The sequence below is a fragment of the Pseudomonas sp. FW305-28 genome, from assembly GCF_017351395.1.
GTDB classification, from domain to species: domain Bacteria; phylum Pseudomonadota; class Gammaproteobacteria; order Pseudomonadales; family Pseudomonadaceae; genus Aquipseudomonas; species Aquipseudomonas fluorescens_AA.
In genome coordinates this window covers 1-15,754 of record NZ_JACNDD010000148.1, presented here as the reverse complement: position 1 = coordinate 15,754, position 15,754 = coordinate 1, and the positions used below count along the sequence as shown (strand labels likewise).

Annotated in this window: 15 protein-coding genes; 8 read left to right on the top strand and 7 right to left on the bottom strand. The window is 62.9% G+C overall.

Features of this window, described 5'->3' with window-relative positions; translation table 11 throughout:
• Position 1 precedes the first annotated feature (1 nt).
• Positions 2 to 1,204 (top strand): TIGR03862 family flavoprotein, encoded by a 1,203-nt coding sequence (locus tag J4E53_RS25355; RefSeq protein WP_310650541.1) that lies wholly within the window; start codon positions 2 to 4, stop codon positions 1,202 to 1,204.
• A gap of 124 nt (positions 1,205 to 1,328) precedes the next feature.
• Here J4E53_RS25355 and J4E53_RS25350 read toward each other — a convergent pair whose 3' ends face one another.
• Both J4E53_RS25350 and yedA read right to left on the bottom strand, forming a co-directional pair.
• Positions 1,329 to 2,666, bottom strand: coding sequence for a DEAD/DEAH box helicase (locus J4E53_RS25350; RefSeq protein WP_060740509.1), 1,338 nt, complete (start codon positions 2,664 to 2,666; stop codon positions 1,329 to 1,331).
• A gap of 58 nt (positions 2,667 to 2,724) precedes the next feature.
• Positions 2,725 to 3,627 (bottom strand): drug/metabolite exporter YedA, encoded by a 903-nt coding sequence (yedA, locus tag J4E53_RS25345; RefSeq protein WP_060740508.1) that lies wholly within the window; start codon positions 3,625 to 3,627, stop codon positions 2,725 to 2,727.
• Between the two features lie 161 nt (positions 3,628 to 3,788).
• Between yedA and J4E53_RS25340 the strand changes: the two genes are divergently transcribed.
• Positions 3,789 to 4,241, top strand: coding sequence for an Lrp/AsnC family transcriptional regulator (locus tag J4E53_RS25340; RefSeq protein ID WP_014340343.1), 453 nt, complete (start codon positions 3,789 to 3,791; stop codon positions 4,239 to 4,241).
• A 118-nt stretch (positions 4,242 to 4,359) separates the two neighbouring features.
• Here the strand turns inward: J4E53_RS25340 and J4E53_RS25335 are convergent, their stop codons facing one another.
• From J4E53_RS25335 to J4E53_RS25325, 3 genes are all read right to left on the bottom strand, one after another.
• Positions 4,360 to 4,971: a PolC-type DNA polymerase III gene (locus J4E53_RS25335; RefSeq protein WP_057451857.1), complete on the bottom strand. Its 612-nt coding sequence runs from the start codon at positions 4,969 to 4,971 to the stop codon at positions 4,360 to 4,362.
• Between the two features lie 21 nt (positions 4,972 to 4,992).
• Positions 4,993 to 5,472: an NYN domain-containing protein gene (locus J4E53_RS25330; RefSeq protein WP_053182045.1), complete on the bottom strand. Its 480-nt coding sequence runs from the start codon at positions 5,470 to 5,472 to the stop codon at positions 4,993 to 4,995.
• A gap of 128 nt (positions 5,473 to 5,600) precedes the next feature.
• Positions 5,601 to 6,350 carry a DUF2076 domain-containing protein gene (locus tag J4E53_RS25325; RefSeq protein WP_103310685.1) on the bottom strand — a complete coding sequence of 250 codons (750 nt, stop codon included), beginning with the start codon at positions 6,348 to 6,350 and terminating at the stop codon, positions 5,601 to 5,603.
• A gap of 175 nt (positions 6,351 to 6,525) precedes the next feature.
• On the opposite strand from J4E53_RS25325, the gene J4E53_RS25320 reads away from it, so the two are divergent.
• From J4E53_RS25320 to J4E53_RS25310, 3 genes are all read left to right on the top strand, one after another.
• Positions 6,526 to 7,188: a YciC family protein gene (locus J4E53_RS25320; RefSeq protein WP_072411456.1), complete on the top strand. Its 663-nt coding sequence runs from the start codon at positions 6,526 to 6,528 to the stop codon at positions 7,186 to 7,188.
• A gap of 90 nt (positions 7,189 to 7,278) precedes the next feature.
• Entirely contained in the window at positions 7,279 to 8,358 is a 1,080-nt protein-coding gene (locus J4E53_RS25315) for an endonuclease/exonuclease/phosphatase family protein (RefSeq protein ID WP_060740504.1), read from the top strand.
• Positions 8,359 to 8,371: 13 nt separating this feature from the next.
• Positions 8,372 to 9,607: a hypothetical protein gene (locus tag J4E53_RS25310; RefSeq protein WP_103310687.1), complete on the top strand. Its 1,236-nt coding sequence runs from the start codon at positions 8,372 to 8,374 to the stop codon at positions 9,605 to 9,607.
• An 18-nt stretch (positions 9,608 to 9,625) separates the two neighbouring features.
• Here the strand turns inward: J4E53_RS25310 and hrpB are convergent, their stop codons facing one another.
• Positions 9,626 to 12,145: an ATP-dependent helicase HrpB gene (gene hrpB, locus J4E53_RS25305; protein WP_103310689.1), complete on the bottom strand. Its 2,520-nt coding sequence runs from the start codon at positions 12,143 to 12,145 to the stop codon at positions 9,626 to 9,628.
• Positions 12,146 to 12,243: 98 nt separating this feature from the next.
• Between hrpB and J4E53_RS25300 the strand changes: the two genes are divergently transcribed.
• Positions 12,244 to 12,663: a hypothetical protein gene (locus J4E53_RS25300; RefSeq protein WP_060740501.1), complete on the top strand. Its 420-nt coding sequence runs from the start codon at positions 12,244 to 12,246 to the stop codon at positions 12,661 to 12,663.
• Between the two features lie 28 nt (positions 12,664 to 12,691).
• Entirely contained in the window at positions 12,692 to 13,585 is an 894-nt protein-coding gene (locus J4E53_RS25295; RefSeq protein WP_060740500.1) for a cation diffusion facilitator family transporter, read from the top strand.
• A 130-nt stretch (positions 13,586 to 13,715) separates the two neighbouring features.
• Here J4E53_RS25295 and J4E53_RS25290 read toward each other — a convergent pair whose 3' ends face one another.
• Positions 13,716 to 14,717 (bottom strand): DUF6515 family protein, encoded by a 1,002-nt coding sequence (locus J4E53_RS25290; RefSeq protein WP_103310690.1) that lies wholly within the window; start codon positions 14,715 to 14,717, stop codon positions 13,716 to 13,718.
• 414 nt (positions 14,718 to 15,131) lie between these two features.
• On the opposite strand from J4E53_RS25290, the gene J4E53_RS25285 reads away from it, so the two are divergent.
• Positions 15,132 to 15,611 (top strand): Lrp/AsnC family transcriptional regulator, encoded by a 480-nt coding sequence (locus J4E53_RS25285; RefSeq protein ID WP_003185723.1) that lies wholly within the window; start codon positions 15,132 to 15,134, stop codon positions 15,609 to 15,611.
• The last annotated feature ends 143 nt before the right edge of the window (positions 15,612 to 15,754 follow it).

Here is a 15,754-nt window from a genome sequence, read left to right as displayed (position 1 = left end):
CATCATCGGCGGCGGCCCCGCTGGCCTGATGGCGGCCGAGGTGTTGAGCCAGGCCGGCCTGCGAGTCGACCTGTACGACGGCATGCCATCGGTGGGCAGGAAATTCCTGCTGGCCGGCGTGGGCGGCATGAACATCACCCACTCCGAAGCCTTTCCGGCTTTCCTGTCCCGCTACGCCGAACGCGCGCCAAACCTCGCGCCGCTGTTGCGGGCATTCGGGGCGGATGAGTTATGCACATGGATCCACGGGCTGGGCATCGACACCTTCGTCGGCAGCTCCGGGCGGGTATTTCCTACCGACATGAAGGCCGCCCCGCTGTTGCGCGCCTGGCTCAAGCGCCTGCGCGATGCTGGCGTGGTGATCCACACGCGTCATCGCTGGCTCGGCTGGAACCCGGATGGCAGCTTGCGCATCGCCTCCCCGGAAGGCGACAAAACCCTGCACCCCAAGGCCACCTTGCTGGCGTTGGGCGGCGGCAGTTGGTCGCGCCTGGGCTCCGACGGCGCCTGGATGCTAGCGCTGGAACAACGCGGCGTAGCCCTGGCGCCACTGCAACCCAGCAACTGCGGGTTCGAGGTAGAAGCCTGGAGCGACCTGATGATCAGCAAATTCGCCGGGGCCCCGCTCAAGAACATCGCCATGGGCCTGAACGACGATGTACCGCGCCTCGGCGAATGCGTGCTCACCGCCACCGGCCTCGAAGGCAGCCTGGTCTATGCCCTGTCGGCAACGATTCGCGAAGCCATCAACCAATACGGCAGCGCGACCATTCATCTGGACCTGTTGCCGGGCCGGCCTGTGGATAAAATCCTCCAGGCCCTGAACAAGCCACGGGGCTCACGCTCGATGGCCAAGCACTTGCACAGCCAGTTGGGGATCGACGGCGTCAAGGCGGCGCTGTTGCGCGAGCTCACGCCGGCCGAGTGTTTCAGCGACCCGGCGAGGCTGGCCCAGGCCATCAAGGCGTTGCCGGTCACCCTGGTGAAGCCCCGCCCCTTGGACGAAGCCATCAGCAGTGCCGGTGGTGTGACATTCGAAGCCCTGGATGAACGCCTGATGCTCAAGCAAGTGCCCGGGGTTTTCTGCGCCGGGGAAATGCTCGACTGGGAAGCGCCGACCGGCGGCTACCTGCTCACGGCATGCTTTGCCAGTGGCCGGACAGCGGGGTTGGGAGTGCTGGAGTGGCTACAGCGTCAGGGTTGAAGACCGAGGCGCGCCTATCGCGAGCAAGCTCGCGCCCACATTTACCGCAATCCTTCTGACAGAACCCGGTCAACTGTGGGAGCGAGCTTGCTCGCGATAGCGGTTTATCAGACCAGACAGGTCATCAAGGCTTACGCTTACGCGGCCCGGTATTGAACACCGGCACTTTGCGCACAGGCTTGACCGAAGGCTCCACCGGCGCCGCATCACCGCTGTCCACCCACTTGCCCAGGTTGCGCTTGCCGCCACCACCGGAGGTTTTCGGTTTCTTCGGCTTTTTCGGCTTCTTGATCACCTGGCCGCTGGCATCGGTGTCCGGCACGCGGTGCTCAGGCTCGAAGTCTTGTTCCATCTGGCGAGGCAACGTCTGACGGGTCAACATCTCGATGGCTGACAGCAGATTCACTTCATCGGCGCAGACCAGGGAAATCGCCTGTCCTGTAGCGCCCGCCCGGCCGGTACGGCCGATACGGTGGATGTAGTCCTCGGCCACGATCGGCAGGTCGAAGTTCACCACCAACGGCAAATCCTCGATGTCCAAGCCACGGGCGGCGACGTCGGTGGCGACCAGGATCTGCACCTCGCTGGCCTTGAAGCGGTCCAGCGCACGTTGGCGGGTGGCCTGGGGCTTGTCACCGTGGATACCGTCGGCGTTGACGCCCAGGCCCTGGAGCTTCTCCACCAGCGCATCGACGCCGTTGCGGGTCTTGGCGAATACCAGTACCTGTTTCCACTTGTGCTTGCGCATCAGGTGCACGAACAATTCCGGCTTACGCTTCTTGTCCACCGTCACCACCCATTGCTTGACGGTGTTGGCAGCCACGTTGCGCGGGCTCACTTCAATGCTTAGCGGATCATTGAGCATCTGCCCGGCCAGCAAGCGGATCGCATCGGAAAAGGTCGCCGAGAACAACAGGGTCTGGCGTTTCTTCGGCAGGGCCTTGTAGATATTCGCCAGTTCCTCGGAGAAACCCAGGTCGAGCATGCGGTCGGCTTCGTCCAACACCAACGTCTGCAGTTGATTGAACTTCAGCGCATTCTGGCGGAACAGATCGAGCAAGCGGCCCGGCGTGGCGACCAGCAGGTCGACGCCTTTGCGCAGCTTCATCATCTGCGGGTTGATGCTGACACCGCCGTACACCGCGTAGGTGCTCAACGGCAGGTTTTGCGCGTACTGACGCACGCTTTCATGGACCTGCTCAGCCAATTCACGGGTCGGCACCAGGATCAGCGCCCGCACCGAATTGGCCGCGACCTTCGGCCCTTCGGTGGTCAGCAACTGCAACAACGGCACCGCAAAGCCGGCGGTCTTGCCGGTACCGGTCTGGGCCGCGGCCATCAGGTCGCGACCGGCGAGCACTGCCGGCATGGCTTGGGCCTGAACCGGAGTCGGGGTCTGGTAGCCGAGCGTCTCGAGGGCGCGCAGCAAGGGTTCGATCAGGCCAAGGGTGGCGAAAGTCATGGAAATACCGTAGGAAAAATCAGCGCAAGGTGTGCAATGCGCGGCAGTTTACCCTAAATCAGGAGACGGCCGGCGCAGGCTTGGGTTTGCGCCACTGCGGCAAACCGATCAACACCACCGCACTGATGATCACCAACATCGCCAAGGCCTCCTCGATGCCGATGGTCTCACCGGCGAATACGATGCCCAGCAACACCGCCACGGCCGGGTTGACGTAGGCATAGCTGGTGGCCGCCGCCGGACGCACATGCTTGAGCAGGTACATGTAGGCGTTGAAGGCGATGATCGAACCGAAGAAGGTCAGGTACGCCAGCGCGAACCAGCCTTCCAGCGGCGGCATGCTGTCCAGGTGTTCACCGCTGGCCACGCTGCCGATCAACAGCACCACACCGCCCACCAACATTTCCACAGCGCTGGCCATTGCCCCGGCCGGCAGCGGCAGGTGTTTGCTGAGCACCGAGCCGAAGGCCCAGGAGGCCGCGGCGAACACCAGCAGGGTCGCCCCCAACGGGCTGGATTGCAGGTTGGAACCGAGGTTGAGCATGGCGATGCCGATCAACCCCAGCACAATCCCCGCCCATTCCAGACGGGTATTACGCGCGCCCCAGAAATATCCGCACAGCAGGGTAAACAAAGGCACCGTCGCCACCGCCAACGCCGCGACCCCGGACGCCACGCCCGTGTGCTCGGCCACACTGACCGCACCGTTACCGAAACTGAGCAACAACACGCCAATGATGGCCCCGGCCTTCCATTGCGCCCAGGTCGGCGCCGGCGCCCCGCGCCAGCGCAGGAAGCCGTACATCAGCGAACCGGCCAACACAAAACGAATCCCGGCCAGCAACAGCGGCGGCCAATGCTCTACACCGATGCGAATCACCAAGTAGGTCGAACCCCAGATGACGTACAAGGCAAAGAAAGCAGCGATCAATGGCAAGGGGAAACGGCGTGGGCCAGGCATGTTCAGCTCGAAGTCAGGACAATGAGAGACGCTATTCTAGAAAGGCGATAGACGGAAATTAAGCTACAAAACCTGTTTATCCAGGCCATACACTTTTCAAAACACGGCGATCAGCGCTATAAATCGCGCTTTCGAAAGTCGCGCAGACAGGAAGCCAAACCGTGGATAAATACGACCGCATGTTGCTCAGTGCTCTGTTGGACAACGGTCGTGCGTCCTACGCCGAACTGGCCCGCAAAGTGAACCTGTCAGCCCCCGCCGTGGCTGAACGGGTCAGCAAACTGGAAGCCAGCGGTGTCATCACCGGTTATCAAGCCAAAGTCGACATGGCGAAGATCGGCCTGCCGGTGCAATGCGTCATCGAACTGCGAATGAACCAGCACGGCAACCAGAAGACCTACGACGAACTGTGCAAGATCCCACAACTGACCGAATGCCACCGGGTCACCGGGGATCCGTGCGTGATCATGCAAGCGGCGGTTGGCTCGATGCCCGAGCTGGAAGAGCTGATCAACCGCATTGCCAAGTTCGGTTTCAGCAAGACGTCGATCGTGCTGTCCAGCGCCATTGAAAAGCGCGTGCCGTTGGGGCAGTTGGAAGGCAATGGGAAATAACACTGATCAACTGTGGGAGCGAGCTTGCTCGCGATGGCGGAGTGTCAGTCACAAAGCGGCTGACTGATCCGACGCTATCGCGAGCGAGCTCGCTCCCACAGTTGTCCCAGCGGTGTGTTTAGAACCCGCGATGGCGCTTGAGATGCTCGTTGATCTTCGCCGCCGGCACTTTCTGCAAACTGCACAGCAAATCATGGGACAACTCCCGCAACCCATGCTTTTGCCGCAGTTGCGAAGCCAGGTGCGCGGTGAGGTTGGCGGCCATTTCGGCGTCGGCCATGGCCCGGTGAGCCTGGCCGGTGTGGGGCAAGCCGGCGAACGCATTGAGCGTGCCGAGCTTGTGGTTCGGCGCCGCCGGCATCAGGCGCCGGGCCAGCAACAGTGAGCAGGCAAAATTCTGCAAGCGGGTGCGCTTGATACGTCCCAGCTCGAAATCCCAGAACTTCTGGTCGAACGCGGCGTTGTGGGCCAGCAGTGGCGTGATGCCGACGAACTCGTTGACCTCGTTCATGACCTTTTCCGCCGAGGGTGCGCTGCGCAGCATGGCGTTGCTGATGCCGGTCAGTTGCTCGATAAACGCAGGGACGCGCACACCGGCATTCATCAGGCTCTGGTAGCGGTCGACGATCCGGCCTTGCTCGAGCATCACCACTGCGATTTCAGTGGCCCGGCAACTGCTGCTCGGGGTGATCCCGGTGGTTTCAAAGTCGATGACTGCGATGCGTTCCAAACCTTTTGAACTCCGTGAAAATCAATTCTTGAGCAACAACGCGCCTTCGATGGGCACATAGCGACTGGCGGCGCGAATCAGCGAGTTGGCGGTCAACCCCGGCACGCCATAGGCCACGGCTTGCACACCGTGCTTCTGGATGATGCGTTCGAGCAACATGTCGAAATCGCCATCGCCGGAGGCCAGCACCACTTCATCGACGTGGTCGGCGGCGTCCATGATGTCCAGCGTGATGCCCACGTCCCAGTCGCCCTTGGCCGAGCCGTCGCTGCGCTGGATGTAGGGCTTGAGCTTCACGACGAAACCCAGGTTGCGCAGGATCTGCTGGAATTGTTGCTGCTTGCTGTCACCGCGATCGATCGCATAGGCGTAGGCCTCGACGATCTGCCCCTGTTTGCTGACATCGGCCCACAGCGCGGCGTAGTTGAAATGGCAACCGTAAGCCTGGCGCACGGTGTAGTAGAGGTTCTGGACATCGGCGAACACTGCAATTTTTTTCACCGCGTTTCCTCTTGGATGCACACGTACGCAGCCCACCAGGGCCGAAAAGTCGCCCAGTATGCCAGCCAGAAGGATTGTTCCGCGAATAATCGACCCGAGGCGCCAGGGCGCCCCGGACGAATGGCAGGTCAGACGAAAGAGTCGTCGTCGCCGAAGGAAGATGAATCGTCACTGTAGTCCGCGTCGCTGAACCCGCCCTGGTCGTTGCCGTAGGTGTCGTTGTCGGCCACGCGCGAGTCATCGCCCCAACCGTTGCCTGCGGTGTCGTTGACCGGTTGCGCCGGTTCTTCCTTGATGACCTCGACGATCTCCTGCGGTTGCTGATTGCTGTGGAACAGGCTGCTGATGCCTTGGGCCAGCATCACGCCGCCCGCCACGCCCGCCGCGGTTTTCAGGGCGCCGCCGAGGAAGCTGCCCGCTGCCGGGGCCTGTTGCTGCGGTGCGCCATAATTGCCGGGCGGCGCGCCGAAGCCCTGTTGGGGCGGGGCATTGAAGGACGGTTGCGCCGGTTCGCGCCAACCGCCACCGCTGGCGGCCGGCGCGCTCGCCGGGCGCGAATCCCGCGGGCTGCCGCCGAAAATACTCGAGAGGAAACCACCGCCACCGCTGGGTGCCGGCGCTTGCTTGCGCGCTTGTTGCAGCTCGGCCTGCAATTGCTCGACCTGCTGGGCGAGTTGCCTGTTCTGCTCATCGAGGCGCTTGATCGCGGCCTCCTGCACCAGGATCGCCTGGGCCATGAAATAGCCCGCCGCTGGCTGGCTCGCCAGGTGCTCCTTGATCCGCGCCTCGGCCTGGGCGTCGCGCGGGGCTGAATCCTTTTCGGCCTGTTGCAGCCGTGAAAACAGTCCATCGATCAGGGTTTGTTCTTCGTTGTTCATGGCGACCTCATTCGATTGCCGGGTAGAAACCATTCCGATCCCGAAGACCGGTGCCCATCAGTAATGGGGCTCGCCGGAAAGCATTCAATGGTCTTTACCTGATGTTTACGTTTGCTTGTGCGGGCGCCTGATCGGTTAAAGTGTCGGACCGCTTTTTCAACTGCGATACCGACCCATGAATCCGTTTGACGTGCTGCGCGACTCTTTGTATTTCTTCAAGCGCCATCTGGGCCGGATCGCCCAACTGTGCCTGCCACTGGTGATACTCGAGGCCCTGCTGCAGCAAGGCGTGGACAGCGCCCTCGGCCCCGACGGTTTTCCCGGCTACAGCGTGATCGTCGGGCTGCTGGTGTACCCCTTGTACACCGCCGCGCTGATCCTGTTTCTCGACGCCCGCAGCCGCGGTGAAGCACCACGCACGCGGGACCTGCTCGCAACGGCCCTCACGCTGTGGCCACGCTTTGCCTTGCTGACGGCCCTCAACACGTTGTTGATCCTGGTGGGGCTGTCGTTGTACTTCCTGCCGGGCCTGTGGCTGATGGTGACCCTGGCCTTCGGCGAATACCTGTTGGTCCTCAGGGGCCTGGCTCCCCTGGCGGCGATGAAGGAAAGCCTGAACCTGTCCCGCGGCAACTTCTGGCGGATCCTGCTGTGCATTCTCGCTGTGATGGGCCCACTGTGGCTGCTCAAGGGCGCCAGCGTCTCGGTGTATCCGTCACCCCAGAACCCCGCGGTCAGTTTGCTGATCGACAGCGTCCACAGCTTCCTGCAACTGTTCACCACCGTGGTGCTGTTCCGCCTGTTCATGCTGATCGAAGCCAAGCCCGAGCGCCGCTGATCGCACACGACGACAGCCCTGGGCTTGGGCTTGAGAACCGCTCTCGGTTATGCTCGGGAGCACTTTTGCGTTTCGCCCATAAGCCGAGCCATGACCCGTCTACTGCGCCACACCTTGCTGGGCCTGCTGTTGATCCTCAGCCTGGCCGCCCTGTCGATCTACGGCCTGACCTGGCGGCCAGAGCCCCGGGAAAGCGTGCCGGTCAGTTGCACCGCCAATGCAGCCGCGCTGGCACCCGGCCAAGCCTTGAAGGTGATGACCTGGAACGTCCAGTTCCTCGCCGGCAAGCGCTACGTGTTCTGGCACGACCTGGCCCAGGGCGACGATGAAAGCCCGACCCTGGAAGACATGGCCTTCAGTCTCGACGAAGTGGCCCGGGTCATCCGCGACGAGCAACCGGACATCGTGTTGCTCCAGGAACTGGACAAGGGCGCCAAGGCCAGCGATTACCAGGACCAGCTCAAGCTACTGCAGGAACGCCTCGCCGACCTCTATCCGTGCGGCACCAGCGCCTTCGACTGGAAAGCCGACTTCATCCCCGACCCGCACATCTTCGGCAGCGTCGGCCGGCAACTGGCGACCCTGAGTCGCTACCGCATCGACCATGCCGAACGGGTGCAACTGCCGGTGGCCGACACCAACGTCATCAGCCGTCAGTTCCAGCCGAAAAATGCCTTGTTGGTGAGCTATCTGTCACTGAGCGACGGCAGCCAGCTGGCGGTGCTCAACACGCACCTGGAACGGGCCACTGAACCGGACGAAACCCTGCCCAGACAAATCACCGCCGTGACCCAGGCACTGGATAAGTTCGAATCCGCAGGCACGCCCTGGCTGATCGGCGGCGACTTCAACCTGCTGCCCCTGGGCCAGTACCGACGCCTGCCGTCCGAGCAACGCACGCCCTACTCCGCCGACAGCCCGCTGCACCTGCTGTGGGACAAGTACCCGATGATTCCCACCAACAACGAAGCCAGCGGCATCGACCGCGAGCACTGGCTGACCCACTACCCGAACGACCCCGGCCTCAACGGCCCGGACCGCACCGTTGACTACCTGTTCTACAGCCCCCGGATCAAACGAGTCGAAGCCCAGGTGCGCCAGGACGACACCTTGCGCATCTCCGACCATTTACCGGTGATTGCGCGTTTTTTGTTGCCAGCCATGCCTTGAAAGGAATCTCACCATGACGGTAATCGCCCTGATCAACCCCGAGCATGACCCACACTTGATCGCCGACTGCTTGATCAGCGCGGACGGTCCAGACAAGCGCCAGTCGATGTCCGTGTGGGTTCCTTCGCTGGGGCTGATACCCACTGATTGGCATGACGCTGACGGGCCGTTTCATATCGCGCGCATGGGTCGAAAAACCTACATCCTGCCGAACAACAGCGGCATGCTCGCCTTTGCAGGGGATTGCCGGTCGGCCTATGAGTTCTGGGTGGAGCTTGCGAAGTCGATTGACATCAAGCTCGGCTATCAACCCGACGCCATGATCGATGCCAACACGATCGACCAGGTTCTAATGGGCATGGGCCAGACCGCGGGTGCATTCCACATGCTGGGCGTTCTACTGGATGGAAAGGGTGGCAAGTGCGCCTATACCCACCGCCCTGAAGCCACGATGACCACCCAGAACTTTGGAACCTGCTACCTCGCCGGTTCAGGGACAAACCAGCTCAAGCAGCGGATCGAAACGGAAGACGAACGCTTCGCCCCCCTGGATGAATGGCCTTGGACGCATATCTCGCCGACTGAAGAACTGGCGGAATCCTTGTGTTCCAACATGCTGTATTACGAATCCGACATCAACAACGGGCGCAAACCCAACACCCCCATTCATGACCGGTTCGGCGGATTTTATGAATGGTATGGCATTAAATCCATCGGGATAAAAACCACGCCTCCCAGGATCGACTTGAACATCCTGGTCAAGGACGATGCCCTGTATCTGACCCGGCTCCATTTCTCCGAAAGCGCCCACCCAGCGGTAGATGACCCTGACTTCAAAGGGTCGCAAATCATCTTGAAGGTCTTGACGTTCTGCCTGAGAACACAAGAATTTGACCCACATCGGCTTTTCGACAACCTGGTGTTCACCTTCGAGCAGGTAGAGGGGGTACTCATCGAGCGGTTCTTCAACCACTACGAGAGAGACGCAAGTTCGCCACTGTCGGACCCGAGGATTTCAGGCATTGTCCCAGCGGACGTCTTGCAAAGGGACTTTGGAGAAGGCTTGCCGGTCAAGCGAGTTCGCCTGATCGTCTCGGTCAATGGCTATGCCGTGGTCAAGGGCGTGACCGAAAGCGACGAATCCCTCGCACCGGCCAGAATCCAGTATGCCAACGGCCAGGTATCCGTGGCCTTTTCCGAAAAAACAGGCCTTTTGATTGCAGATATCGTCAGGAGGCATCTGCAGTAGTCATTGTGATACAGGGTACTAGGCCTTACGCGGTTTGACCCGCGCCGTCGCCTCCGCCACCAGCGGATCGTCCGGCCAGTAATGCTTGGGATAGCGCCCCTTCAAATCCTTCTTCACCTCGGCGTAGGTGCTGCGCCAGAAGTTCGCCAGGTCCTGGGTCACCTGCACCGGTCGGCGGGCCGGTGACAGCAGGTGCAGCTTGACCACCTGGCGTCCGCCGGCGATGCGCGGGGTGTCGGCCAGGCCGAAGAGTTCCTGCAAGCGCACCGCCAGGATCGGTGGATGTTCGCTGTAGTCCAGGCGGATCGACGAGCCCGAGGGCACGCTCAGATGGTGCGGCGCCAGTTCATCCAGGCGTTGCGGCAACGGCCAGGGCAACAGGTTGTGGACGATGCTCGACAGGTCCAGGTTGGCGAAATGGCTGAGACGCGAGACTCGGCCCAGATACGGCATCAACCAGTGCTCGAGGGTATCCAGCAGCGCTGCGTCGCTGACGTCTGGCCATTCACTCTCGCCCTTGGCCTCCAGTTCAAGGCGACGCAACAAGGCCACCCGCGCCTGCCATTGCCGCAGTTCCGGGGTCCAGGGCAGCAATTCCAGGCCCTTGCGCCGCACCAGGTTCACCAGGGCCTGGCTACGGGCTGACTCATCCAGGCCGGTCAACGGTTCGCGGCTGAGCACCAGTTCGCCGACCTTGCGCTGGCGCTCGGCCCGCAGCACGCCTTCGCGTTCATCCCAATCCAGTTGGTCCACCACGCGGACCTGTTCGGCCAGCACCGAATCGAACAGCGCCGGGTCGAAATCCGTCGCCAGGTAAATTCGTTCTTCCCGCTGGCCCTGGCGGCTACCCAGGTCGGCGATCACCAGCCACGCCTGTTTCATCAGGCTGTCAGCCTCGGCAAACAACGCCGCCCGGCCGTTGGCCAGGCGATACTCCGCGCCACCGGGCCGGCGCTGTTGGGCGACGCGGTCGGGATAGGCCAACGCCAGCAACGCGCCGAGCCAGCGCGGATGATCGGGATCGGCTACGGCCTCTTCGGCCTTGCCCCGCAGGTAACCGCGATATTGCCGGGCCAATTGCCGTGCCCGCTGCACCCCGCCCTGGGCGCCGCGCGCCGCTCGTTCTTCGCCGGACAGCAAGGCCAGGCGACTGTGCAGGTCGGCACCGGCACCGCGCAGAATGTCGCGCTCGCCCAACAGCGCGGCGACATTGCAAGCCATGTCCGCCAGCCCCAGCGCCTGGCCGCGCAACAGCAGATGCGCGATACGCGGGTGAGCCGGCAGTTCGGCCATGGCCTGGCCGTGGCGGGTCAGTTGCTCGCCCTCCAGCGCGCCCAGGCGCTGCAGCAGGTCCTGGGCCTGGGCATACGCAGCGGCGGGCGGGACGTCGAGCCAGACCAATTGCTGCGGCGTCACGCCCCAGCGCCCCAGTTGCAGGGCCAACCCGGCCAGGTCCGCCGACAGAATCTCCGCGCTACCGTAAGCGGCCAATTGTTCATGCTGGTCTTCGGACCACAACCGGTAGCACACACCCGGCTCCAGGCGCCCGGCGCGACCGGCCCGCTGGGTGGCGCTGGCCCGGGAAATGCGCTGGGTGTCGAGCCGGGTCATGCCGCTGCCCGGGTCGAAACGCGGCACCCGGGCCAGTCCGGCGTCGATCACCACGCGCACGCCATTGATGGTCAGGCTGGTTTCGGCAATGTTGGTGGCCAGCACCACCTTGCGCTGGCCGGCGGGTGCCGGGTCGATGGCGGCGCGTTGAGCGGCGAGGTCCAGTTCGCCGTGCAACGGGCAGAGCAAGACGTTGCCGCCCTCGCCCAAGGCCTCGGCCAGTTGCTGATGGACCCGACGGATCTCCGCCTGCCCGGGCAAGAACACCAGGACGCTGCCGGTTTCATCGTGCAGGGCTTCGAGCACGGTCTGCACCAGCCGTGGCTCGATGAACTCGCCAGGCTGGAATGGCCGGCCCCAGCGCACCGTCACCGGGAACATGCGGCCTTCGCTGCGCAGGATCGGCGCGTCGTCCAACAACCCGGCCAGGCGCTCGCCTTCGAGGGTGGCGGACATCAGCAGGATTTTCAGCGGTTGGTCTTCGCGAAACAACTCCCGACCGTTGAGGCTCAAGGCCAGGGCCAGGTCGGCATCGAGGCTGCGTTCGTGGAATTCATCGAAAATCAGCAGCCCCACCCCTTCCAGCGCCGGGTCGTCCTGCAAACGGCGGGTGAGGATGCCTTCGGTGACCACTTCAATGCGGGTCCTGGGCCCGACCTTGCTGTCGAGACGAATCCGGTAACCGACGGTTTCACCGACCTTTTCCCCCAGTTCGCTGGCCAGCCGCTCGGCCGCCGCCCGTGCCGCCAGACGCCGGGGTTCGAGCATCAGGATGGTCTGTCCGGCCAGCCAGGGCTCGTTCAGCAAGGCCAGGGGAACACGGGTGGTTTTACCGGCACCGGGCGGTGCTTCGAGCACGGCTTCGTGGCGTGATGCCAAGGCTTGACGCAGGGCGGGTAAAACTTCATCAATCGGCAAAGAAATCATGCTGGCTCCAAAACAGAGGGCCGAGTATAACGGCGAACTGTTTAGCGTGGTCTGGACTCCAACCAGCAACGCCTCTACTACCTGTTCAGGAGATTGCTATGCGTATTCCCTTTCGCGTGATCGGTGGCGTGCTGGTCGCCTCCCTGCTGACTCAAATCAGCGCCTGTGGCTCGATCTTCTACCCGGACCGCCGCGGCCAGATCGACGGCAAGATCGACCCGGCCATCGCCGCCCTCGATGCCGTCGGCCTGCTGTTCTACATCATCCCCGGCCTGATCGCGTTCGCCGTGGACTTTGCCACCGGCGCCATCTATTTCGAACCGGGCCGCAGCGTCCAGATCGAGCCAGAGAAACTCAAGCCGGCCATCAACCCCGACGGCACAGTCAATAACCAAAAACTGCAGGCGATCCTGGAACGCGAACTGGGCCGCAGCTTCCCACTGGACGATCCTCGACTGATCCAGCACAAAGGCAGCGCGCAACAACTGGCCACCCTCGGTCTGAAACCGGCCGCATGACCGGCGCCACTGAAGGAACGACCGCGCCATGACCACCAGCACCGAACACGCTCGCCTGCTGCGCCTGGCCACCCGGGCGTCGGTGGCCGTGGCCCTCACACTGGTGATCGCCAAGGCCCTGGCCTGGTGGCTCAGCGGTTCGGTGAGCATGCTCGCCGGCCTGACCGACTCGGCCCTGGACGGCGTCACCTCGCTGCTCAATCTGCTGGCGGTGCACTATGCATTACGCCCCGCCGACGATGACCATCGCTACGGTCATGGCAAGGCCGAATCCCTGGCTGGCATGGCCCAGGCGCTGTTTATCGGCGCCAGTGCGGTGCTGATTGCCTTGCAGGCCTTCGAACGCCTGAAGAACCCGGTTCCGGTGGAGGCGCCCTGGCTCAGCGTCGGTGTGATTGTGTTTTCCCTGGGGCTGACCGTGGCGCTGCTGGCGTTGCAGCATCGGGTCATCCGCGCCACCGGCTCCAACGCCGTGCGCGCCGACTCGCTGCACTATCGCTCCGACCTGCTGCTCAACGGCAGCATCCTGGTCGCGCTGGTACTGGCCGGGTTCGGTTGGTATCGACTCGACGCCTGGTTCGGCCTGGGGATCGCCGCGTACATCCTGTGGAGCGCCATCCAGATCGCCCGGGAAAGCTTCGCGGTGCTGATGGATGAAGAACTGCCGCCCGACGTCAGCCAGCGCATGCTGGAACTGGCCTGCGCCGTGCCCGGCGTGCTGGGCGCCCATGACCTGCGTACACGGGTCTCCGGCAACCACTGGTTCGTGCAACTGCACCTGGAGTTGCCGGGGGACCTGACCCTGTCAGTGGCCCACGGCATCAGCGACCAGGCCGCCGATGCCATCCACCACGCTTATCCGAAGGCCGAAGTGCTGGTGCATGCCGATCCGTCGGACGTGGTGAAGCGCGCCAGCGCGTGATGCCGAACACAGAACCGGTGGCGAGGGAGCTTGCTCCCGCTCGGTTGCGCAGCGACCGCAAGATCCTGGGCCTGCTGCGCAGGCCAGCGGGAGCAAGCTCCCTCGCCACAAGGGGATTTGCACTGGATAGTCAGTACGTCACCTGATACCCACGACTGCTCAAGCAACTGCCCTGGGCCTGGCGATAGGTCTGCACCACTTCCGGTGCCGGCGGGTAGGTGTAGTTGCGCGGATCGAACCCGCTCTGCTGCACCGCCCAGCGATAGCAGTCGTAGCCATCCTGATTGACCTGCTCGGGCGACTGGCCGTTGGCCGGATAGGCCACCACATCGAAACTGTTGCCTTGGGGTTGCGGCTGCGGGTTGGCGACCGGCGCATCGACCACGACATAATCCTGGGTGTTGGCTTCGTAGATGTAATAGGCGCCGGCAGCGAGGAAGAACAGCGAACTGCCGATCCACACTTCCCGGGCGTAATCGGGCAGGTAACGAGTGCGGATGCCCCGCGGTGGCGCGACCACGACGTAACGCGGTCCTTGCGGGCGATACCAGTAGCCGCCGGAATAGAAATAGTCCTGGCCGCGATAGGGCACGCGGTAGTTGCGATCCGGGAAACGGTCGATCACATAACCCGGACGGTATTGCGGCCCCGGGCCCCACCCGTTGCCATGCCCATCCGGCCGACCGGGCCAATGCTGACCGGGACGACCGTCATGGTCTGGTCGCGGACCTGCGTTCGGATAGCCATCGTTGCGCCGAGGGATATCGCGGTAATACCCCGGTTGCGGTTCGCGGGTCTGGGTCACGCTGTCGGGCCGGCCCTGGATGGGCAAGTTGTTGCCAGGCTGCGGCGGACGACCGTGAGCGTTAGGGTCCTGCGGTGGGCGATCGTAGCGTTGTCCACCCGGGTTCTGCGGCTTGACCTCGAACTGACGACTGTTGTCACCCCGAATGATTTCGTTGCTCTGCGGCCGCGGCTGGCCCGAGTAACCCTGGCCGTTGCCGCCGCGCCCGTCCTGCCCGCGACCGCCGTCCGGGCCGCCACGGTTTTGCTGATCGTCGGCCATTCCCTGCGCACTGACACTTGCCCACAACAGACCAACACCTGCCAAACGCCAGATGCGCGACTTCATGAAATTCCTCACAACGGTTCAGGGCCTGATGATAAGACTGGAAAAGCCCAGGCCGGTTCTGCGACAGATTATCAGCCACGGGGTTTATTTCGCAGGCATTAAAAAAGGGAGGCCCGTCGGCCTCCCCTTGAGAATTTCGTCCGTGCTCGACGCTTATGACGTCGGCTCACCTCACGCCGTCTTCTGGACGGTGTGCAGCTCGGGGGTCTGCCAGTACCGGTGGGTACTGCGACCGCAGCCGGCCGGATTGGGCGGGCTGCACTGGACTGTTTGTCCGAGCAGTGATCTTGGTGGTAAGCATAAGCCTGGGGTGCCGACAGATGATTGCGAAGATTGCGGAAATAAACATCACTTGCGCAATTTTTAACCCCGGATAGATAATCCTCCGCAATTATCAAGATAAAGGCCCGACCGATGAGCAAACTCGACCGTTATGACCTGAGCATTCTGGCGGAATTGCAGCGCGATGCGCGCATCTCCAACCAGGAACTGGCCGAACGCATCGGCCTGTCGCCCTCCCCTTGCTCGCGACGGGTCAAGCAGTTGGAGGATGACGGCTACATCACCCGCCAGGTCGCCCTGCTCGACCGCAAGCTACTGGGCCTGAGCCTGACGGCTTATGTGCTGATCGGCATGGACCGCCACACACCCGAGCGTTTCGAGAACTTCGAAGCCGCCATCCGCAACCTGCCGCAGGTGCTGGAGTGCAGCCTGGTCACCGGCATGGACGCGGATTACCAGCTCAAGGTGGTGGTGCCGGACATGGACCATTATCAGAAACTGCTGTTGGGGCACCTGACCCGGATCGACGGGGTGACCAGCGTGCGTTCGAGCTTTGTGCTGAACCAGGTGCTCAACAGTACCGAGTTGCCGTTGACTCACCTGCGCAGCTGAATATCGCCATGAACCCTGTTGGAGCCGAGCTTGCTCGCGATGGCGGTGGATCAGCCAAGTCATTGTCAGCCGTAATGCCGCCATCGCGAGCAAGCTCGGCTCCCACAGGTTCCGGGGCAGTCACGCCACCGGTAAGGCGATGA

What these genes read in the sequence shown, in the direction of transcription:
- J4E53_RS25350 (WP_060740509.1), bottom strand. Translation starts at nt 2,666, where the DNA reads ATGACTTTCGCCACCCTTGGCCTGATCGAACCCTTGCTGCGCGCCCTC.
- yedA (WP_060740508.1), bottom strand. Translation starts at nt 3,627, where the DNA reads ATGCCTGGCCCACGCCGTTTCCCCTTGCCATTGATCGCTGCTTTCTTT.
- J4E53_RS25325 (WP_103310685.1), bottom strand. Translation starts at nt 6,350, where the DNA reads ATGAACAACGAAGAACAAACCCTGATCGATGGACTGTTTTCACGGCTG.
- J4E53_RS25320 (WP_072411456.1), top strand. Translation starts at nt 6,526, where the DNA reads ATGAATCCGTTTGACGTGCTGCGCGACTCTTTGTATTTCTTCAAGCGC.
- J4E53_RS25315 (WP_060740504.1), top strand. Translation starts at nt 7,279, where the DNA reads ATGACCCGTCTACTGCGCCACACCTTGCTGGGCCTGCTGTTGATCCTC.
- J4E53_RS25310 (WP_103310687.1), top strand. Translation starts at nt 8,372, where the DNA reads ATGACGGTAATCGCCCTGATCAACCCCGAGCATGACCCACACTTGATC.
- hrpB (WP_103310689.1), bottom strand. Translation starts at nt 12,145, where the DNA reads ATGATTTCTTTGCCGATTGATGAAGTTTTACCCGCCCTGCGTCAAGCC.
- J4E53_RS25300 (WP_060740501.1), top strand. Translation starts at nt 12,244, where the DNA reads ATGCGTATTCCCTTTCGCGTGATCGGTGGCGTGCTGGTCGCCTCCCTG.
- J4E53_RS25295 (WP_060740500.1), top strand. Translation starts at nt 12,692, where the DNA reads ATGACCACCAGCACCGAACACGCTCGCCTGCTGCGCCTGGCCACCCGG.
- J4E53_RS25290 (WP_103310690.1), bottom strand. Translation starts at nt 14,717, where the DNA reads ATGAAGTCGCGCATCTGGCGTTTGGCAGGTGTTGGTCTGTTGTGGGCA.
- J4E53_RS25285 (WP_003185723.1), top strand. Translation starts at nt 15,132, where the DNA reads ATGAGCAAACTCGACCGTTATGACCTGAGCATTCTGGCGGAATTGCAG.